This is a genomic window from Streptomyces lavendofoliae (assembly GCF_014649735.1).
In the GTDB taxonomy this organism is placed as follows: domain Bacteria; phylum Actinomycetota; class Actinomycetes; order Streptomycetales; family Streptomycetaceae; genus Streptomyces; species Streptomyces lavendofoliae.
Map to the genome: position 1 here is coordinate 1 of NZ_BMTP01000027.1, position 16,948 is coordinate 16,948.

A 16,948-nucleotide genomic window follows, 5' to 3' on the forward strand; every position below is an offset into this window, starting at 1 on the left:
GCGGCGGCGACAACCGCTACGGCTACCCCGGCGACCCCATCAACCAATACGACCTCGACGGACGAGCGTGGTACAACCCGGTCCATGCCTGGAGGAGCTGGAGGAAGACTCGGAGGAGGCATGCCAGCGCAGACTTCGTCCACTCGGCGGGAATGTTCGCCCTCGGATTCACCCCATTCCGTTTTGCGCGTACTGCGCGGACGATCTACAGGGCTCGGAGCCTCCGACAGACTTGCCGTGGACGGTGGGGCTGGGCCCGATGCGTTGGTGGCGGGCTCGCTGCATCCGAGGTGCAGTCGACCTACTGGTACGGGAAGAACACCCTCCGGCACGTCAACCGGTTCTACGTCAACTTCAAAGCTGACCTCCTGAACTCCATGTCTCCCTACCCGCGCTACAGGAAGTGGAAGTGGAAGGGACGTTTTTGATCACGGGCGAGAAGACCAACGGTAAGGCGCTGGGTCAGAAGGCTGTCTTCTGGTGTGTCATCGCCGTCCTTACGCTCGACAGCCCGATGGACATGGGGCTGATCGGTGCGGCGCAGAAGGTCCTCCTTCTACTCGTCACTCTGGCGCTGATGGCAGAAGTAGTCATGTACATCAACGGAAAACGCAAGAAGTAGGGACGGCTCCTCGGTCGCGTCCTGAGCTTCTCGGTGACCCCCATAGCAGTCAGGCGGCGCCCACCCCACGGGGTGGGCGCCGCCTGCTTCGCTTCCTGCACCGGTGTATGCAGTAAGCCCACCACTCCCCTATCGATCAGCCGAGCACTGCACCAGCCCCTGGGCGCAGCGCGGCGCGCACCACTTGGTCATCGACGACGTCCGCGATCTGTCCCTGCCCGTCCCCGCCATGGACGCGCTTCCCGCCTGGAGACCGACGCCGGACCTCGTCGCCCAGGTGCTCCAGCCGCTCCCCGACCTGCGGCCGTGGCCGCCTGGCTCCCCGCAAGCGGTGCCCACGCCGCCAGAGCAGCCCGTGACTCCCGTCCAGCTCCTGATCCCACCCAAGGAGCTCGCGCACAAGGTCTGCGCGGAGCTCTGGAACGCAGCGCACCTGGCCGACAACCCCCGCATCACCGGGGCGGCACGCGATGACGGCCGGTGCTCCAGCGCAGCGCACTGTCCTGGGGAGGTTCCCTGGTGGCCACCCCCGCAGTCCTGGCCCGCCGACGAATATGCCGCCGCCCAGCGCGTTCGGGGCATTGCCACCCGCGTCGTGATGGACCTCGGCAGCGACCAGTTCCTGGTGGTCACCGACGCCCTCACCCAGTAATACCCGCTGCCTCGAGCGCCGCCCCGCCTTCCCGGCCCGGGGCGGCGCTCGATCCCCGTCAACCTCGTTCAAGCGAACGTGTGTAGATGCTGGATGAACGAGGCTCCGGTCGTTACGGTGGACTCGTTAGAACACGTGAATTCTCATTAAACGTAAGGGGGAGGATGTGCACGCGCGTTGCCCGTCCAAGCCCTGGCGCCTCGTCGTCTCGTCACCCGGCGGACCCGTCACCAAGCCACAGCGCTCCGAAGCCGCGACCCACACCGCGGTCGACGAGGAGAAGCAGACCACCGCCGACCGGATCATCGTCGAGAAGTGGGCCGACGGCCGCTGGGACGAATGGATCCGCTGGGTACGCACCGACAACACCTGGCACGCCGAGTAGAAGGACACCCCCATGCGGATCACGATCACCGTGGACAAGCCCACCGGCGACTTCCAGGAACGCCTCCTGGCCCTCCTCGCCGACCACGCCGGCCAGGTCGAAGTCGACACCACCTGGACCTGCGAACGCGCCGCCCGCTACTACCACGCCCTCCCCGCACGCGCGCAGCGCATCGTCAAGGAAGCCGCCCACCGCAAGGGCTACGTCAGCGCCGACGACCTCCGCGACAGCGAGGACGCAAGCCTCCGCGGCCACAGCGCCGCCCTCAAGCGCATCCTCGACCGCGGCGTACGAGAAGGCTGGTGGCCCGACGGCATGGAACCCCCCATCCAGGCCCAAGGCCCCGGCTTCGGCAAGGTCGCCGGCTACCGCATGCCCGACCACCTCACCAGCACCTTTCGCATGGCCATCAACAACAGCTCCCGCGACTGGTAAATAGCCGACGGTCCAATCAGCGTGCCGACCGTCCCAGGCGTGCACCTGGGGCGGCCGTCGTCGTTTCCCCACGTCGATGCGGCGGGCGGCCCTGCGGCGCCGACCCCAGGCAACACCCCGTCGGCCCGCTGCCAGACACCCCCCTTCCCCGCCAGCGAGGCCCCCCATGACCGACATCCAGCTCCGCTCCGACGTCAGTGTCGACCTCGTCAAGCACACCGCCACCGACGTCCTCTGAGCCGCCCCGCGTCTCCACCCTCGGCGAGCAGTCCTTCTATCGGCTCTCCGGACCAGACCTGTCCATCCCCTTCCCACACCCCCACGACGAACAAGACCGCAGCCTCATCAACTACCTGATGCGCGACCGGCGGCACGGCAGCCCCTTCGAGCGCAACTCCATGACCTTCCTCATCAGTGCACCGATCTTCGTCTTCCGCGAGTTCATGCGGCACCGCGTCGGCTGGTCGTACAACGAGGAGTCCGGCCGCTACAGCGAGCTCCAGCCCGTGTTCTACGTCCCCGGCCCCGACCGCAAGCTCGTGCAGCCCGGCTGGCCCGGGAAGTACAAGCTCATCGACGGCCCCCGAGAATCTTCACCAGCTCATCGTCGACACCATGGGCCAGGCGTACGCCGCTGCCTACAACACCCAGCTCCTGCTCCACGACGGCGTCGCACGCGAGATCGCCAGCTTGGTGCTCCCGGTCGGCCTCTTCTCTTCGATGTACGCCACGTGCAATGCCCACTCCCCCACGCACTTCCTCGGCCTCCGCACCAGCCACCCCGACGCTGCCGCCCCGGCGTTCCCGCAACGGGAGATTGAAATGGTCGGAGAGCAGACGGAGGCCTACTGGGCCCCGCGACGTACGACGTAGTTCATCGACTCCTTCGACGCCCGCTGGCAGGACCCGCCGCCCACGCGACACCGCGCCGCCGTCCTGTCCATCAACCTCACCCACCCCCTGCTGAACCCGCCGGACGACCCTGCCCTGGCCGACGTGTCGCCCGCCAGACCGGACGGGACACCGGCGTACGCGACTACGTCCTGGCGACGCCGGGCGCGGCCCGCATCGTCGACGACGCCGTGCACGATCTCGCCGCCCTGCTCGCCGCCGTGAACGGCAACTGTGCACCGGACACGCTCCAGGGCACCGTTGGGTTCGCCCCTGGCGAGGGACACGTCAGCACCAGCGGGTCCGGGGGCAGTTCCACCCTCCATCTCCTCCCCCACCGTTACCGTCTGACGAGTCGCCCGACCCGCTCGGCAGCCCATCCGGATAGGAGCTGTTGCGGCGCCGGTCACCGGGGAACGGGTCGTGGTAGTCGGGGTCGCCGTCATCGTCCCGGTTCGGCAGCCTCGGCCGGTCGCCGTCGTCCCTGCCGGAGTCGGGGCAGCCGTTGTCGGGGTGAGTCAGTCCGATGGTCACCCACATGTCGACGGTGACATCCCTGCTCCTGGCTGGGTCGGTCACGCACACCCGCCAGTCGTCGTACTCACCCTCGTCGGGAAGCTGGTCGTTGATGACGCCGTGGACGCCATGATGTGGTCGGCCGGGACGGTCCCAAGAGCGGCGACCTCCTTGTGCGCTGTCCTCCACGTCTTCCAGACCAGCTCCGGCATCGTCGGCCACGGGATCGCACCCCCGTCCTCCCGGGGACACGGGGCGCCCTTCTTCACCGCGCCGAAGTCGATCGTCCTTGTGCCGGACGAGGTCCAGCCAGTGCGCTGGAAACAGACGGTCCAGTTGAGCCGCATCATGATGCTCTTGTCCTCGTCGGACGCGTCGTGTTCGTCCACACCGAAACCGGCGGCCTCCGCGGCCTCCTGCGCATCGTCCAGAGACATCCCCCGGTAGTCCTTCGCCGCCGGGCGGGGCCTGGACGTCGGTGACGGCGGGGATGTCGGCGCAGTCCGGGCCGGGATGTCCGCCCTGCCCGCACCTACCGCGGCTTTCCCGTCCGCCGGCGCCGCGGTGCCTGTGGTCTGATTCTCGGCTGGTCCGGGGCGACCGACCCGAGCAGAGTAAACGCCGCAAATGTGGCGGCCACCTTCACGCCCTTGCTCCAGGACGTGTCCTTCCAGACCAAGACAATCGCGACGACCATCACTACGAAGCCCAGGTATGGGCTGATCAGCCCCAGCACGGGAACAGCGAGGAAGAAGCCGATCCGGGCGCGGATGGTCAGCCACCACCGAGTGCGGAGAACGGCCGGGACCGGCGATGGCGAGGAAGGAGCGGGCGGGCGGTGCATGGGCGGTGTCTTCTCTGACGCTGGGGCATGACGGCCCGTGAGGTCCCTCGGAACGTCTGTCGAGCGACCGCATCGTACAGAGCACGGGGGATGCCTCCCGCGCGGGACCAGTGCCACCCGTTCGCCCGCCCGGCGCTGGTCACACGAGGTGATAGGCCCCCACAATCGCTCCGCTCCCCCGCCGCAGATACCGCTCAACCACCGCCAGCTCGGTGAGGGGACACTGTACGACGCGCCCAGTGCGTCCTCTTCTTCACGGGCACGCGAAAAGCAGAGCTGGGAATACCTCTGCTTCAAAACCGGGTTTTGATGCAGGCCGCCGGTCGGGCGGGTACCGGCGTGCCCGTCGGTTTCAAAACCCGGTTTTTGAATCCGACACGCCGTGGGTGCCTAAGAGGGGGCGGTACGTGGCATCCTGTCCCGGTCCGCTAGTACCGACCCAAACCGGGCCGGGAAGCATACGGAGCATCAGGAGTACCACCCATGGCACGGATCACCGCGATCATCAACCGCAAGGGTGGAGTCGGCAAGTCGACTCTCACCGTGAACACTGCGGCCATCACCGCTCATGTCCTGGGCGAATCCCCCGAAGGCGACCCCCACTACGTCGCCGCCGTCTCCGCTGACCCGCAGGGATCCACCACGTGGTGGTCGGAGCGAGTCGGCCAGGACCTGCCCTTCTCCTTCGAGCAGATCAACTCCAAGGACGACCTGGAACTGTTCTCCGCGCTGAAGAAGTCCCGCAAGGTCAAGCACGCCTTCATCGACACTCCGGGCTGGATGGACCTGCCAGAGGACGAGAAGGAAGAAGCCGGCGACCCGTTCGGCAAGAGCACTGCCGCCGACGCCATGCGCGCCGTGCTGGCCAACGCCGACGACATCATCGTGCCCGTCGAGCCGGAACCTCTCGGCTTCATGCCGACCCGCGACACCATCGAGGAAGTGGTCAAGCCTCTCGGGATCCCCTACCTGGTCGTCATCAACAACTGGGACCCGCGCGACGGCGAAGCCGATCTCGACCAGACCAAGGACTTCGTCCGCGCCCAGGGGTGGAACCTCGCCAACACTGTCGTTCGCCACTACAAGGTCCACACCCGGGCGGCGCTCGAAGGCACCGTCGTCACCCAGTACAAGAAGAACCGGGTCGCCATGGAAGCCCGCGAAGACTTCTACCAGCTCGCCCTCGAGCTGGGCGCGGGGAAGAAGGGGGCGCGCTGATGGCGCCGAAGAAGCCCTGGTCCGACCTGCTCGAAGGCCCCGGCAAGCCGGGCGCCAAGGGCGCAACCGCCCCCGAGCCGGCCAAGACGGAAACACAGCCGACCACCGTGTACATGCACACGATCATCGGCAACCCGGAGAACCCGCGCACCGAAGCGGATTACACCGACGACGACGCCGACTTCCGAGAGCTCAAGGCGTCGATGAAGTCAGTCGGGCAGCTGCAGCCGGCCGTCGCCATGTCCCGCGAGGCGTTCCTCCGGGTCAAGCCCGAGCACGGCGCCCGTCTCGGCGATGCCCAGTGGGTCGTCATCCTCGGCAACCGCCGCTTCCACGCGGCGAAGCAGCTCGGCTGGACGAAGTTCGAAATCCGTGTCCGGGACCGCCTCGGCAAGGAGGACGACGACAAGGTCGACGAAGCCGTCGTCATCGAGAACATCCACCGCAAGAACATCCCTCCCTACAAGGAGGCCGAGTTCCTGCAGCGGATGGTGGAGCGCCACGGCTCCCAGGAGAAGGTCGCAGAGCGCATCGGCAAGTCGCAGATGTACGTCTCCAACCGCCTCGCCCTGCTCAACCTCGCACCCGAGCTCCGGGACGTTGTCGACACCAAGCAGATCAAGGTGAAGACCGCCGAGAAGATCGCCAAGATCCAGGACCCCGAAGAGCAGAAAGCGATCGCGGCCGAGGAGATCCGCAAGGCGAAGGAGCCGAAGGCCCCGCGGAAGCGCAGTACCGTCCCGGAGTCGACGCCGGTTCAAAACCCGGTTTTGAACTCCGGCAGCGAGCCCGCCCCGACGAGCGGGGGAGCCGTCACCACCGTCTCCGAGCCGAGCAAGCCCCCGATCATGGTTCCCGAGCCGCGGACCACAGCGGCGCCCGAGATCGATGCGGTCGAGATCCCATGGCATGACGGGGCAGCTCTCATGGACGTTGCCTTCGACAAGCTGGATCCGGCCCAGCGCAGCGCGTTCATCCTGCGCTACTTCCAGCGAAGCAGCGGAGTCGAAGCCGTCATCGCCGACATGCGCGGCAACATCGACTCGCAGGCCCGCGCCTCACTCGCCGCCATCCTCCAGCGCGTCTCAGCAGGCCTGCTCCAGGACACGTAGCGGACCCGACCCGAAGGACCCTGCCCGCACCGATTGGAGGGCAGGGTCCTTCGCACATCCGGACCCGCAGCTCAGGCGGAACACTCAGGCGTCGGCTCGCAACCAGCCTGGGATCGTCCGCCTGCTCACTCCGGACAGGGCCTGGAGACGGGTCGGACCCAGCCCGTCCGCGTGGGCCCGCCGCATCAAGGCACGCATCCTGCTGTCCACGAAGGAGAGCTCGCGCTGCTTCACATACCGCTGGACTCCAGCCAGTGCCAGCTCATCCCCAGCACTGAGCGTGGGCGCAGGATGCGCCTCCTCCCACACAAAGATCTGTTCCGCCAGCTCACGCCATCGGTACGGTCCGGGCTCAGGCGGGGACACCTTCACCCGCCGAGCCCGCTCCGCCCGCTCCAGCAGCTCCTCGGCTGACACCGCCTCAGCCCGAAGCGTCTGCGGGACACTGACGTCCTTCCAAGCGACCTGAAACGCCCCAAGCTCCGGCCCACCCTCACCGCCGCTCCCCGTGAAGCAGACGGCGCACGTCCGGCGCAGCAGATCTGCGCCGAGTTCAGGAGAAACGCAGAACTCCACCGGATACCGGCACAGCACTGGGATGGAGTACGCCAACGAGTAGGCGGCGTGCACGGCTCGGAATCCACAGGCATCGTTGTTCACGTGCGACGTCACCCGCAGAAGCGCATGCGACCATCTAGATGTCTCCCCCGCCGCCTCATCGCGACTGGTGAAAACTCTGTACTCCTGGTGCCGCAAAGCGCTGATGAGGGGTCCCACAGGGGCTGCCTGCGGCCACTCTTCCACCAATGCTTCCCACATGACTCGGCAACCTCTCTCGTGCTTGTCGGGAAGCACTTCCCGCTCCCGTGCCTCACCAACGCCGAGCCGAACCTGAGGACACGGCCCCGGGCGGCCGCTTAGAGACTGGCACCTTAGTGAGACCGAAGGCGTACCAGCCTCTGGGCGTGTCAGAGCTGTCAGGACTTCGCTTCAAAACCCGGTTTTGAAGACCGTAGGTGGGGTGGCCAGTCGACGAAGCTGCAACCCGCTGAACCGGCATGCCGTCGCCCCCGGACCTAACTTGCCGGGGGCGACGGAAGGCGCGCCGGGCCGCGTGCCGCCGAGGGAGCACACATGCCAGGGGCCACATTGCCCACATGCCCGCGTGACGTACCCGGGCAGACCCAAGGTAGGCCGCTGAACGGACTGAAACTCGCAGCGCACGGCCTTCGCTGGTGTGTGGTTCTGCTGCTGTGGCTCAGGGGTGATGGGTCAGCAGGTGCAGGTGGTGCCGTCGGCGGCGGTGTACCAATTGCAGGCGGTGACGTTGCCGGCGGCGGTGTTGCGTCCTGGCTGCCGGGCTTCTTCAGCCTGGTCCGGAGTCTCGGCGGTGCTGGGGTTCAGCAGCACGTGGTGGGCTTAACCCGGTAGATGTGGTGGGCGCTGCGGCTGTCGCGGAAGAGACGGCAGCTGCCAATATGCACGCACATTCACCACAATCTCCGGCGTGAACGAGGAACCCTGACACGTACGGTGCTGACCGCCTGCGCGGCATAGGGGACACTCGGCGGGTTTGGCGGGATCTAAGAGGGCGACGCCGTATCCCGTGTACCCATGGACGCAGATGGGCCCATGAAGAGGCTCCAGGAGAGGAGAGGCACCATGTCTGAGTTGCTGCGCCAGGAGGTGTTGGACGTCGAGGTCGCGTTCCGCGGTTTCGGGTTTCAGGAGTCCGACGACAACATGGTTCCCGTGCCGTTCGGGGACAACTTCGAGTGGGGAGTGTTCCTCCAGGAGCACGAACGCCGCTTCGACCTGTTCAGCGCCGGCCACACCCACACCGCCGGCGTGGAGGTCAGGGTGTGGGCAGCCGAGCCGCCGGCCGCACAGGGGCAGTGGGACGAGCAGGGTGAGGTTGACTTCGAGACGACCACCGGGGATGTCGCGGTATGGACGATGACGCTGGGCCGGTCGGATCACCTGATTCGGCTGGGCGAGCCGGGGTGGTGGCGGGTCCGTGTCGGCTGCACAGGCCGGGAGGAGGTTGCGAGGTTGACGCAGACGGAAGGCGTCGCGTACGGGGTGGAAAAGTACGTGATCGACTTCTGGCCGAAGGCTTGAGGTGTGGCCGGCGCCGGCGCGCCGGCCACACATCCCGTTAATTGATCTTGACTATGAAGCCGTCATCCGGACCGTCGATGATCCGGTTGGCGGTGTAGAAGCCGCTCAGCAGGTTCCCTGCCGCGCCGTTCTGCGCGCCGGGCACCGGCATGACGGAGAAGTTGTCCTTCTCGACGCGTACGTCGAACTCGGATGCGGCAGAGCCCTCATAGGTGGTGGCGAAGGGGAACTCGTCGCACTCCTTGCCGTCGGCGGTGTAGTTCGCGCCCCAGGCACGCGTGCACTCGCGGACCGCGACCGCACGGTTGCGGTCCCGCCGCTTCTGATCCAGATACAGGCGGTGCAGAGGCTCGTTGATGTTGTCACCAGGTACGTTCTTAAGCGCGTTCGGCGGCTTCGTCGCCTTGGGATTGGTGAACGCCTGCTTGATGTGATCGGCCACTGCCTTCTCCGGCGCGCCGGCCTTCGAGCTGTATTCGAGGGTGGCGATCATGCTGAACGCTGCGCCGCCCTTGTTTGCCGGGTTGCCCGCGCCCGTGGAGTTCCGCAGGTAGGAGGCAGCGTCCCACCTTGGCGCGAACATGAACGGCTTGCCCGTCACCGGGCTCGGCCCTATCCACCCCGGGGGCAGGGTGTTGACGATTTCGGGTTGGTAGACGGCCGCGATGACGTCTGCCGCGCCGGCGCCGCTGCCCTGGCCGGGGGCATAGCGCAGGGTGTGGGTGTAGTGGGGGCTCGCCTGCATCTGCGGCTGCGTCTTGGTGACGGGGAGCGTGTTGCTGAGGACCGGCCGTGCGGCGGCGGGCCAGCTCTGGGGTACGACGCCCTTGAGGCCGATGCGCATTCCGGCGGCCCCGGTGGTGCCGACAGAGACGAAGTCGGTGAGGTCGTAGTCGAAGAACATCGTGCGGTCGGACTCCTTGGGCACCGTCCCGCGGATGTACACGGTGTAGGAGCTGGTCCCGAGCTGTCCTTCCGACTTGGCCCAGACCGTGGTGACCTGCAAAGCGGTGCACACAGCGAACCGGGACTTGATGTACAGCTTCGCGGTGCCGCCCATGTTCGCCTTGCATTCGGCGAGCGACATCGTCCGGGCTGGCTCGGGATACGACACGGCCGCCGGAGCGGCCAGCGACCGGGCCGCCGGAACAGACGGCGTGCGGGGGATCGCGGCGGGGACCGTGGACTTCGTCCCGTACGCCGCCGCCGGTCCAACCACTTCGAGAGGCGTGGTCGGTTCCACGGCGGCCTCCGCTGCAGACAGCTGCTGCTCGGCGCCTGCGCGTATCTCGGACAGGGAGGGGAGTGGGGAGCCTGCCGGCACCACGTAGGTGCGGGCGTGCCCAGGAGTGGCTTCGCTTGCCGGCGCTGCGGAGGCGGTGGAGGAGAGCGGCAACAGGGCGATCGTCGTCAGCGCGGATATCAGAGGGGTGCGTAAGCGGCGAAGTCGTATGACGGTGCTGATAGTTCCCCCAAGGGCGTGCGGTCAGGTGTGGTCAGCGACCAGCCCTGCGGCTGGCGCGACACCAAGATCTATCGAATGATTGATCGGTATTGCCGTTGATGTACGCCGGTTGTCCTGATCCATCAGAAAAGTGGCCGGTGGATCCCGATCCGCAGTGGTGGAGGTGAGAGCGGAACTCCGAGCGGTGGCCTTGGACGCCCCGCACGTCGGTCCTCCAGGAAGCACGACGCCCCCGGCATCTGCCGGGGGCGGTGGTTCTCTTTCTGCAGGTGGAGGGAAGTCGGTGACGTTGTGCAGGAAACGGCGTCATGTGCCGTCGAACGGGAGTGTTGGGCACGCCGAAAACCTGCGCCCAGCCGACCAGAACTGCCGCTCGGGCCTGCCTGTGGGGTGCTAGCAGGCATAGGTGGTGCCGTCGGCGGCGGTGTTCCAGTTGCAGGTCGTGATGCTGCCGGTGGCCCTGTTGTCGTCCAGGGAACCGGGCCTCTTCAGCCGCAGGTCGGGGTTCTTCGCGGTGGAGGTGTTCAGCAGGACATGGCGGGCGTAGCCGCGGTAGATGTGGTGGACGCCGCTGCTGTCGCGGTAGTGGCGGCCGTTGCTGGTGTGCACGTACGCCCTCGCACCGGCCGGCAGGTTGTACGAGGGCAGCACGCGCCCGTAGGTGTTGGTAGTGATGTCGGGGACGTAGCCGCCGGTATTCACCGTCCTGGTGGTGACGTTCTTGATGAAGAAGTACTCGCCGTTGACGTTCAGCTGGGTGCCGTCGCGGCTGTCGGCGCCGGCGGCGTTCGGCCGCACGTGCGTGAGCATCAGCGCGCCGGTGGTGGAAGCAGCCTGGCTCGGCGTGGCCAGGGCCACGAGCGCAAGCACGGCGGAAGCGAGAGCGGTGGTGCGTACGGTGCGGCTCACGAGGACCTTTCTGCAGTACGAGGAATGGGGGTGGCGTCGGGACGGGCATGGTCCTCACACCCGACGAGCGCTACGGATGAGAAGGCGGGGAAGGACGGTCAGCAGCCGCCCTCTGCCCTGTACGAGCGCTGCCCGGCCTGCTAGCGCGCGGTGCCGGGACGACGTACGTCGGCGTACACCCGCGCCCTCACGCCGGGTTCACCCGGCGTGTGCCATACCAGCGTGATGCCGGAGGTCGCCCACTGCTTCTGGAGGACCTCCATCACCGCGCGGACGGTGTCCTCGTCCGCGGCGGCGAGGTCCAGGACCACGAGCCCGGGCTCGGCGATGCGCTGCTCATCGATCTCCATACCCGGACCGACGGCTCCGCCCGGCCGACCGGTTCGACGATCGCGGGGAGACAACCCGTACGAGGGACTCAAGCCGCCGACTAGCCCGGCGCCGGTCGCGCAGGCCATGGCCCGGCCGTAGACAGGAAGGGGGCGGCCGCGCTTCGCTGACAGGACCGGGCGTGGCTGCTACCCCCTTTGTCGGGGAGCCGTGCCCACCCCGAGCAGCATGGCTCCCCACCAGAGGGCGCCGCCGAAACCAGGCCACCCCGGTCTGGCTCCACCAGGCCGACTGCCACATGCAGGGTCACTCCACGCCCCTCATGGAGCAGGAACCCCGCCGTGGGCTGATGGAGCAGGGGATCGGGGTCCCGGTACTGCCAGCGCGGACCTCACATGCTCGACTGAGCTGCGCCCGCCCGAGCCGCCAGCGTTCGGACGGGCTTGGGTGGCGTCGTAGCGGTCGTTGCCTCCTAGAGGATTTCACGGCAGGAGAGACCAGTGTGGCCGCCGACAAGGGGCGGCGATGCCCTGGGGGACGGAGCCGAACCCGCGTCGCTTGCCGGATGAGGCGGCGTCGGTCTGACATACACCCCTGACTCCGCCACTCACCGTCACGAGGCGTTCGTGGTGTCCCGAGTGGATTTGGTCAAGTGGTCCCTAAGATCCGGTCACTTAGGGAAGGTCGGGTCATGCGGGCGTGCGAACGGTCGTAGCGTCAGGGGCCCTGCCACAGCTCCAGGAAGCACGGGGCTTGCCGGGGGTGCGGCAGGAGTTGGGGGACTTGCAGCAATGAAGTCAGTGAAGAACATCGGGGGAGCGGGTGTCGCGGCACTCGCCATCACCGGCGCACTGATGGTGCCCGCCCAGGCGGCTCAGCCGACGCCGCCGGAGGAGCTCTCGATCCGTGTCAAGATCGACGCACCCACCGGTCCTTCCGCGCGAGCCGTCTCGTGTCAGGTCAACCACGTCGTCTACAACCGCTTCGAGGCCTGCGCGGTGGCTGACGCCACGGTGACACTGCTGCGCAATGGCCGGCCTGTCGGCAACGCCAAGTTCAAGATCACCAACCGCATGACGCTGCAGCAGAAGAAGCTCAAGTGGTCGGAGGCCACGTCGATCAGCAAGGCCACCCTGGTCAACGCCAGCGGCATCCGCGCCAGTCTCGCGGTCTCGTGCGCGGGTAAGTGCAAGGCCACTTCCAGCTTCCCCGTCGGTCGCACACTCGGCTCTTCTGCGATCAACGGCAGCGTCGGGTACACCAGCAGCGTGCAGAAGAACAAGCACGATGCGACGGCCGCGAAGTACACCTTCACGTTCACTAAACCCGGATTCACCCCGGGGGTCATCAGCTACAGCAGCCTCAAGTTCCGGTGCGACGACACGTTCTGGAACCGGGCCAACACCGCCCGCACTCTCAGCCCGGGATACGTGTTCCCGAGCTTCACCTCCACCATGACCACCATGCACAGCCTGCCCGGCATCTCCCAGAACATCAAAAACGTCCAGTCCCGCGGACGCAAGCTCGGCGCCCCGGGAGGCGCGGTGATCCGGCGGGAGGCCAGGGAGGCCAACATCCAGGCCAACCGCAACGCGGTATGCCCGAGCAGCCAGCGTCCGCCCAGCCCCGGCCTGAGCTGTGACGAGTACCCCTTCGCCTCCACCATGGAAGGGGGCACCAACGTGCCGGCGAACAGCCGCGGCACTGCATGGGTCCCGATCGACGAACAGCGCAAACAGGGAGGACGCATCCAGACCTTCCACAAGAAGGAGCGAATCCTCCACGGCGACGGCTTCTGGGTCAAGGTCTGACCAGTTCCCCCTCCCCGAAGCACACTGTCATGATGCGGTCCCCGGGCGATCGCCCGGGGACCGCCCCGTACGACGCCCGTCCCGGGCCCCCGGCCCGGGGGCGGCCCACAGTCCACACCTCGGGAGAACTGCCATGCCGAACCGCGAGCATTCCCTGCGGCTCGAAGTCACCCACAATCTGTACGTCGTCACCGACACCGACGCCGAAGAGCCCGATGACTCCGCCCCGGCCAGCAACGGCTTCCTGTGGACCAACACCGAGCGAAACCAGGTCAACGTGATGACCGGGACCTCCTGGGGTGTTGTCGACACCACCGTTGAGATTCGCACCAGCGCACCGGACAGCGTGGATGTGACCGCCTGGGACGAGATCGCCGAAGTCAGCATGCACTTCACCGGTGACGGCCCCCTGATGGGCAGCCTCATCACCGGCGACCTGGACCAACTGGACCTGCCCGAAACCGAGGGCGAGCAGTGGTGGCGCTTCCGCTTCCACGCCCGCGGACGCGACGTAGCCTCCGCCGCAGGTGACCAGCCCACCCACCCGGACGGCACCCCCCTCGAGCAGCACTACATTCAAATCTGGCCCGCCCCCCGTGCCCAGGAGACGTGCTACAAAACGACCGACACCACCGGCGTACGCTCCCGAGCAAGCGAGAACTGAGGAAACGAACCACGGGTCATGTCGAGCGCGGGGGAGGAGGCCACCGAGCAGCAGCTGCGCAACCTCTTCGGCGAGTGGGGCTGGCATCCTTCATCGTCCTCATCGAGGAGTGGGTGCTGCGCACCCAGATTGGCGCCACCGCCACGATGCCGGCCAACTCAATTGCTAGCTGACCGTGATGCTGCGGCTGTCCGTCTCCCTCGGTTTCATCTCGCTCGGCACCCCGTTGCACCACCTGACCACGGCAGGGACGACCAGCGCACCGTGGTGGAGACGCTCACCGCGACGATCAACGTCCGCCAGCCCCGTGACGGTCAAACCCGATCGAGGCGCACTTCGGGCCCTTGCGGCAGTTCATGCTCGCTAACTCGAACCACCTCAACTACACGGTCAAGACCCGTGTACTGCACCGCTACCTGCGGTGGCGCCACGCCGACACCCGCCATCCCGACGTCCTGGCCTCCCAACGCCGCGAACGGGCCCGCATCCGCAGCGAGAAAGAAGCCCGCTGGGGCGGACGAACTGCTCTCGCTGCGTGACTCAACCAAGACTGCAACGTTCGCTGGCGGACCGGCCGTGTACCAGCCTGTCAGATCTGGCCCGTCAACCGGCGTCTGCGCTCAGCCAGGGTCTCCCCGGCCGGTACATATGGCCGCTCACGCACCAACTCGGCAGTGTTGACCCGGCACACTATTCTTTTGTGGTCATTTCCTCGGACCTCTACGAGCCACGAGCCGTCGGCGACTCGGAACACCTTGCGCGCAGGTGTGTCTCCCGAGTCCATGCTGACCTCTCTGGGGACGTACTCCATGGCGATCTTGCGCGCGAGTTTCTCGGCCGCCGCATAGCCTCCTTCCGGGACGGCACGCGTCGCGACGAGCTGCCAGCGGTGGTCCTCGTGACCGGGGCAGGTCTCGGCCTCTACGAGGACGACCCATCAAGCTTCCTTCTGCGGAACCGCGTCATTGATCATCGCCGCAACGTAGCGCTTGGTGCTGTCGCAGGTGAAGGTGAACTGGTGAGGTTCCGCCCGGCACCACGAGCAACCCGGCAAGTCTTCCCTGCCACTGCCACAGCACCAGGGACTGTCCCAGCAGGCTTTGATCACTTCTCCGTCCGTGTCGCGGCTATGGCGGAGTGATCCGCGAGGCACGGAGGCTGGCTGGTGCTGCTCGTGGCGGATGTCGTGATTGCAGCGCAGCATTTGCATGGTCCGGTCGGCGCTGCCATCAGCGGGCCGAGGTAAGCAGAACCCTTGTGGCAAGTGCGGCTCTCCGCGCCTACGGGTCGGTACATCCTCGGCCCTAGGGGCCTCCGGTGCACCGACGGGGCCTGCGGGGATCCGGCGACTGCGGCTCGTTGCAGGCCTTGTGGATCAGCGTGGCGGGGGTGGACATGGGCTGACGGAGGCATACGTGGCGGGTATTTCGTCGGCTGCGGTTGCGTCGTGGCGTGCTTTCGTCGGCTGAGGTGAGGAAGAGTGCCCGAGACCTTTCGTCGACCTGTGGGAGGGCGGCCCGGACGCGAACGCTCGGCAGTAAGGCCTGAGCGCCGCCTCGCGCGACCGCATTGTGGGGGCACGGTGAGGGCGTGGGGCCGTGGAGGTGACAGCCTGTCCTACTGCTAAAGAGGGCGCCAGCGCCAAAAGCGCCCTGACCTGCGAAAACACCTTGCTGCACCACGCTCCTGAGATCTGGCACCCAGTCCTCAGCATCCTGGACCACGTTCCTGAGAGCGGGGCAGGCGGTTCTTAGGGCCTGAGTGCCGATGTCTCGAGAACTGTGACCACGGCTGCAGGGACTGATCAGATTGACCTGACGTTCATGAGCTAGCGCTGCGTCTGAGCGGGTGACCGGAGCGGTGGATCGATGCCGGGTTGAGCGACACGCCCTGGAGGCGGAGTTCATGAACCCTGTGCTCATGTACGTTAAGTTCATCTAGTCGGCCTGAGGGCCGCCGCTCATGAACGTTGAGGCAATGCCAGCAATGGAGGGCCTGTTGGGAGCAGTACGCAGACTGGTTGATGCCGACACAGGCGAGGCCATCCCATATGCGCCCTATGCCTTCTCCGGGGAGCACATCCAGGTCGACAAGGCCAGAGTGGCAGCGATCACTGAGAGCAAGGAATTCACACCAAGTCAGAAGTACCTGGTGCTGTGGTGGATCGGAGTCTCCCCTCAGGGCATGGCACCGCTGAGGGCGACGGGCGCCGACATCGCCAAGAAGGTCGGTATGACCGCCGATGCCGTAGGCAAGATCAATCGGAAACTGCTCAAGCGGCGCATCCTGATCGAGCGTGGACGCATCGGCAACTACAGGCTCTACCGGATCAGCCCGTACATTGCTTTTCACGGGACGGGGGTCGAGCAACGGGAAGCGATCAAGACATGCAACCCGCCGGACATCCCCGGCTTCGACAACACGATCCCTTCGCGGTGGGAGGCCCAGTGAACAACGACGACAAGCGGAAGCTCCTTGACGTCCTCCACCGCACCGCCGGCATGACCGCCAACCAGCGCCTGGTCGTCATGCTCTATGCGATGCACCCCACCGACCGCGCCGGCGCCGTCATCGAGACGGGCGCCAACCTGGCCCAGCTCGTCGGCATGTCCCCGACCGTCTTCTCCCGGACACGGCGCCAGGTCGTGGAAGCCGGATGGTTGGAGGAGTCCGAGCGGCTTGCCCATATCAGCTACTACCGGCTGAGCGCGAAAAGCACCGGCGAGGACGTTGTCGTCCCCCTGCGGCGCGCCTGAACCGCTTCGGTAGTCAGAACTCATGTACGTGAGGTCAATGAGTACCGATCCAAGGATCGGTACTCATTGACCTCACGTACATGAGCGGGGCCCGGGAAGGGTACGGGACGCGGCTGTGCCCGCCGATCTTCAGCAACGGGTGCCTCCTGGGCCCATCCACCAGTGGGCTGCAGGTACAGGAGGGCCACACGCGGCCTGATACTGCCCCGAGCTCAGA

Annotated in this window: 18 protein-coding genes and 2 pseudogenes; 14 read left to right on the plus strand and 6 right to left on the minus strand. The window is 66.8% G+C overall.

The features are described from left to right. From IE109_RS33505 to thyX, 6 genes and pseudogenes are all read left to right on the plus strand, one after another. Nucleotides 1-428 (plus strand): hypothetical protein (locus IE109_RS33505; RefSeq protein WP_229891785.1); only part of this gene is annotated, 428 nt, incomplete at its 5' end. Continuing rightward, nucleotides 410-622 (plus strand): hypothetical protein, encoded by a 213-nt coding sequence (locus tag IE109_RS31055; protein WP_189554708.1) that lies wholly within the window; start codon nucleotides 410-412, stop codon nucleotides 620-622. The genes IE109_RS33505 and IE109_RS31055, both read left to right, overlap by 19 nt. Nucleotides 623-725: 103 nt before the next feature. Continuing rightward, nucleotides 726-1,274, plus strand: a complete 549-nt coding sequence (locus IE109_RS34180) for a DUF8839 family protein (RefSeq protein WP_373297807.1) — start codon at nucleotides 726-728, stop codon at nucleotides 1,272-1,274. 166 nt (nucleotides 1,275-1,440) lie between these two features. Next, entirely contained in the window at nucleotides 1,441-1,659 is a 219-nt protein-coding gene (locus IE109_RS31065) for a hypothetical protein (protein WP_189554709.1), read from the plus strand. 12 nt (nucleotides 1,660-1,671) lie between these two features. Then, nucleotides 1,672-2,094: a hypothetical protein gene (locus tag IE109_RS31070; protein ID WP_189554710.1), complete on the plus strand. Its 423-nt coding sequence runs from the start codon at nucleotides 1,672-1,674 to the stop codon at nucleotides 2,092-2,094. A gap of 166 nt (nucleotides 2,095-2,260) precedes the next feature. Further along, a pseudogene (thyX, locus tag IE109_RS31075) lies at nucleotides 2,261-2,967 on the plus strand (FAD-dependent thymidylate synthase). A 593-nt stretch (nucleotides 2,968-3,560) separates the two neighbouring features. Here thyX and IE109_RS31080 read toward each other — a convergent pair. Beyond that, nucleotides 3,561-3,938, minus strand: coding sequence for a hypothetical protein (locus tag IE109_RS31080; protein WP_189554711.1), 378 nt, complete (start codon nucleotides 3,936-3,938; stop codon nucleotides 3,561-3,563). An 890-nt stretch (nucleotides 3,939-4,828) separates the two neighbouring features. On the opposite strand from IE109_RS31080, the gene IE109_RS31085 reads away from it, so the two are divergent. Next, nucleotides 4,829-5,563, plus strand: a complete 735-nt coding sequence (locus tag IE109_RS31085) for a ParA family protein (protein WP_189554712.1) — start codon at nucleotides 4,829-4,831, stop codon at nucleotides 5,561-5,563. After that, nucleotides 5,563-6,675 carry a ParB/RepB/Spo0J family partition protein gene (locus IE109_RS31090; RefSeq protein WP_189554713.1) on the plus strand — a complete coding sequence of 371 codons (1,113 nt, stop codon included), beginning with the start codon at nucleotides 5,563-5,565 and terminating at the stop codon, nucleotides 6,673-6,675. The genes IE109_RS31085 and IE109_RS31090 overlap by 1 nt, the downstream gene beginning before the upstream one ends. An 84-nt stretch (nucleotides 6,676-6,759) precedes the next feature. On the opposite strand, the gene IE109_RS31095 is transcribed toward IE109_RS31090, so the two are convergent. Continuing rightward, complete coding sequence (locus IE109_RS31095; RefSeq protein WP_229891787.1) at nucleotides 6,760-7,335, minus strand: hypothetical protein; 576 nt, start codon at nucleotides 7,333-7,335, stop codon at nucleotides 6,760-6,762. 612 nt (nucleotides 7,336-7,947) lie between these two features. Continuing rightward, a complete protein-coding gene (locus tag IE109_RS31100; protein ID WP_189554715.1) occupies nucleotides 7,948-8,085 on the minus strand; it encodes a hypothetical protein in 138 nt (45 codons plus the stop codon). 222 nt (nucleotides 8,086-8,307) lie between these two features. Here IE109_RS31100 and IE109_RS31105 point away from each other — a divergent pair, with 222 nt between their 5' ends. Then, a complete protein-coding gene (locus IE109_RS31105; protein ID WP_229891789.1) occupies nucleotides 8,308-8,796 on the plus strand; it encodes a hypothetical protein in 489 nt (162 codons plus the stop codon). 37 nt (nucleotides 8,797-8,833) lie between these two features. Here IE109_RS31105 and IE109_RS33510 read toward each other — a convergent pair whose 3' ends face one another. The 3 genes from IE109_RS33510 to IE109_RS31120 form a co-directional block, all read right to left on the minus strand. Continuing rightward, on the minus strand, nucleotides 8,834-10,192 hold the full coding sequence (locus IE109_RS33510; protein WP_229891791.1) for a NucA/NucB deoxyribonuclease domain-containing protein: 1,359 nt from the start codon (nucleotides 10,190-10,192) through the stop codon (nucleotides 8,834-8,836). A 462-nt stretch (nucleotides 10,193-10,654) separates the two neighbouring features. Next, a complete protein-coding gene (locus IE109_RS31115; protein WP_189554717.1) occupies nucleotides 10,655-11,170 on the minus strand; it encodes a lamin tail domain-containing protein in 516 nt (171 codons plus the stop codon). Nucleotides 11,171-11,310: 140 nt separating this feature from the next. Further along, nucleotides 11,311-11,520, minus strand: a complete 210-nt coding sequence (locus IE109_RS31120) for a DUF6207 family protein (protein WP_189554718.1) — start codon at nucleotides 11,518-11,520, stop codon at nucleotides 11,311-11,313. A 771-nt stretch (nucleotides 11,521-12,291) separates the two neighbouring features. On the opposite strand from IE109_RS31120, the gene IE109_RS31125 reads away from it, so the two are divergent. The 5 genes and pseudogenes from IE109_RS31125 to IE109_RS31145 all read left to right on the plus strand — a co-directional run bounded on the left by IE109_RS31125 (nucleotide 12,292) and on the right by IE109_RS31145 (nucleotide 16,731). After that, entirely contained in the window at nucleotides 12,292-13,311 is a 1,020-nt protein-coding gene (locus IE109_RS31125) for a NucA/NucB deoxyribonuclease domain-containing protein (protein ID WP_189554719.1), read from the plus strand. A 133-nt stretch (nucleotides 13,312-13,444) separates the two neighbouring features. Continuing rightward, on the plus strand, nucleotides 13,445-13,975 hold the full coding sequence (locus tag IE109_RS31130; RefSeq protein ID WP_189554720.1) for a hypothetical protein: 531 nt from the start codon (nucleotides 13,445-13,447) through the stop codon (nucleotides 13,973-13,975). 314 nt (nucleotides 13,976-14,289) lie between these two features. Continuing rightward, nucleotides 14,290-14,514 (plus strand): annotated as a pseudogene (locus IE109_RS31135) (IS630 family transposase); the annotation flags it as partial. A 1,459-nt stretch (nucleotides 14,515-15,973) separates the two neighbouring features. Continuing rightward, complete coding sequence (locus IE109_RS31140; protein WP_064068261.1) at nucleotides 15,974-16,426, plus strand: MarR family transcriptional regulator; 453 nt, start codon at nucleotides 15,974-15,976, stop codon at nucleotides 16,424-16,426. Beyond that, on the plus strand, nucleotides 16,423-16,731 hold the full coding sequence (locus IE109_RS31145) for a cyclic nucleotide-binding domain-containing protein (RefSeq protein ID WP_064068246.1): 309 nt from the start codon (nucleotides 16,423-16,425) through the stop codon (nucleotides 16,729-16,731). The genes IE109_RS31140 and IE109_RS31145 overlap by 4 nt, the downstream gene beginning before the upstream one ends. Nucleotides 16,732-16,948 lie beyond the last annotated feature (217 nt).

What these genes read in the sequence shown, in the direction of transcription:
- IE109_RS31070 (WP_189554710.1), top strand. Translation starts at nt 1,672, where the DNA reads ATGCGGATCACGATCACCGTGGACAAGCCCACCGGCGACTTCCAGGAA.
- IE109_RS31080 (WP_189554711.1), bottom strand. Translation starts at nt 3,938, where the DNA reads ATGTCTCTGGACGATGCGCAGGAGGCCGCGGAGGCCGCCGGTTTCGGT.
- IE109_RS31085 (WP_189554712.1), top strand. Translation starts at nt 4,829, where the DNA reads ATGGCACGGATCACCGCGATCATCAACCGCAAGGGTGGAGTCGGCAAG.
- IE109_RS31090 (WP_189554713.1), top strand. Translation starts at nt 5,563, where the DNA reads ATGGCGCCGAAGAAGCCCTGGTCCGACCTGCTCGAAGGCCCCGGCAAG.
- IE109_RS31105 (WP_229891789.1), top strand. Translation starts at nt 8,308, where the DNA reads ATGAAGAGGCTCCAGGAGAGGAGAGGCACCATGTCTGAGTTGCTGCGC.
- IE109_RS31120 (WP_189554718.1), bottom strand. Translation starts at nt 11,520, where the DNA reads ATGGAGATCGATGAGCAGCGCATCGCCGAGCCCGGGCTCGTGGTCCTG.
- IE109_RS31125 (WP_189554719.1), top strand. Translation starts at nt 12,292, where the DNA reads ATGAAGTCAGTGAAGAACATCGGGGGAGCGGGTGTCGCGGCACTCGCC.
- IE109_RS31130 (WP_189554720.1), top strand. Translation starts at nt 13,445, where the DNA reads ATGCCGAACCGCGAGCATTCCCTGCGGCTCGAAGTCACCCACAATCTG.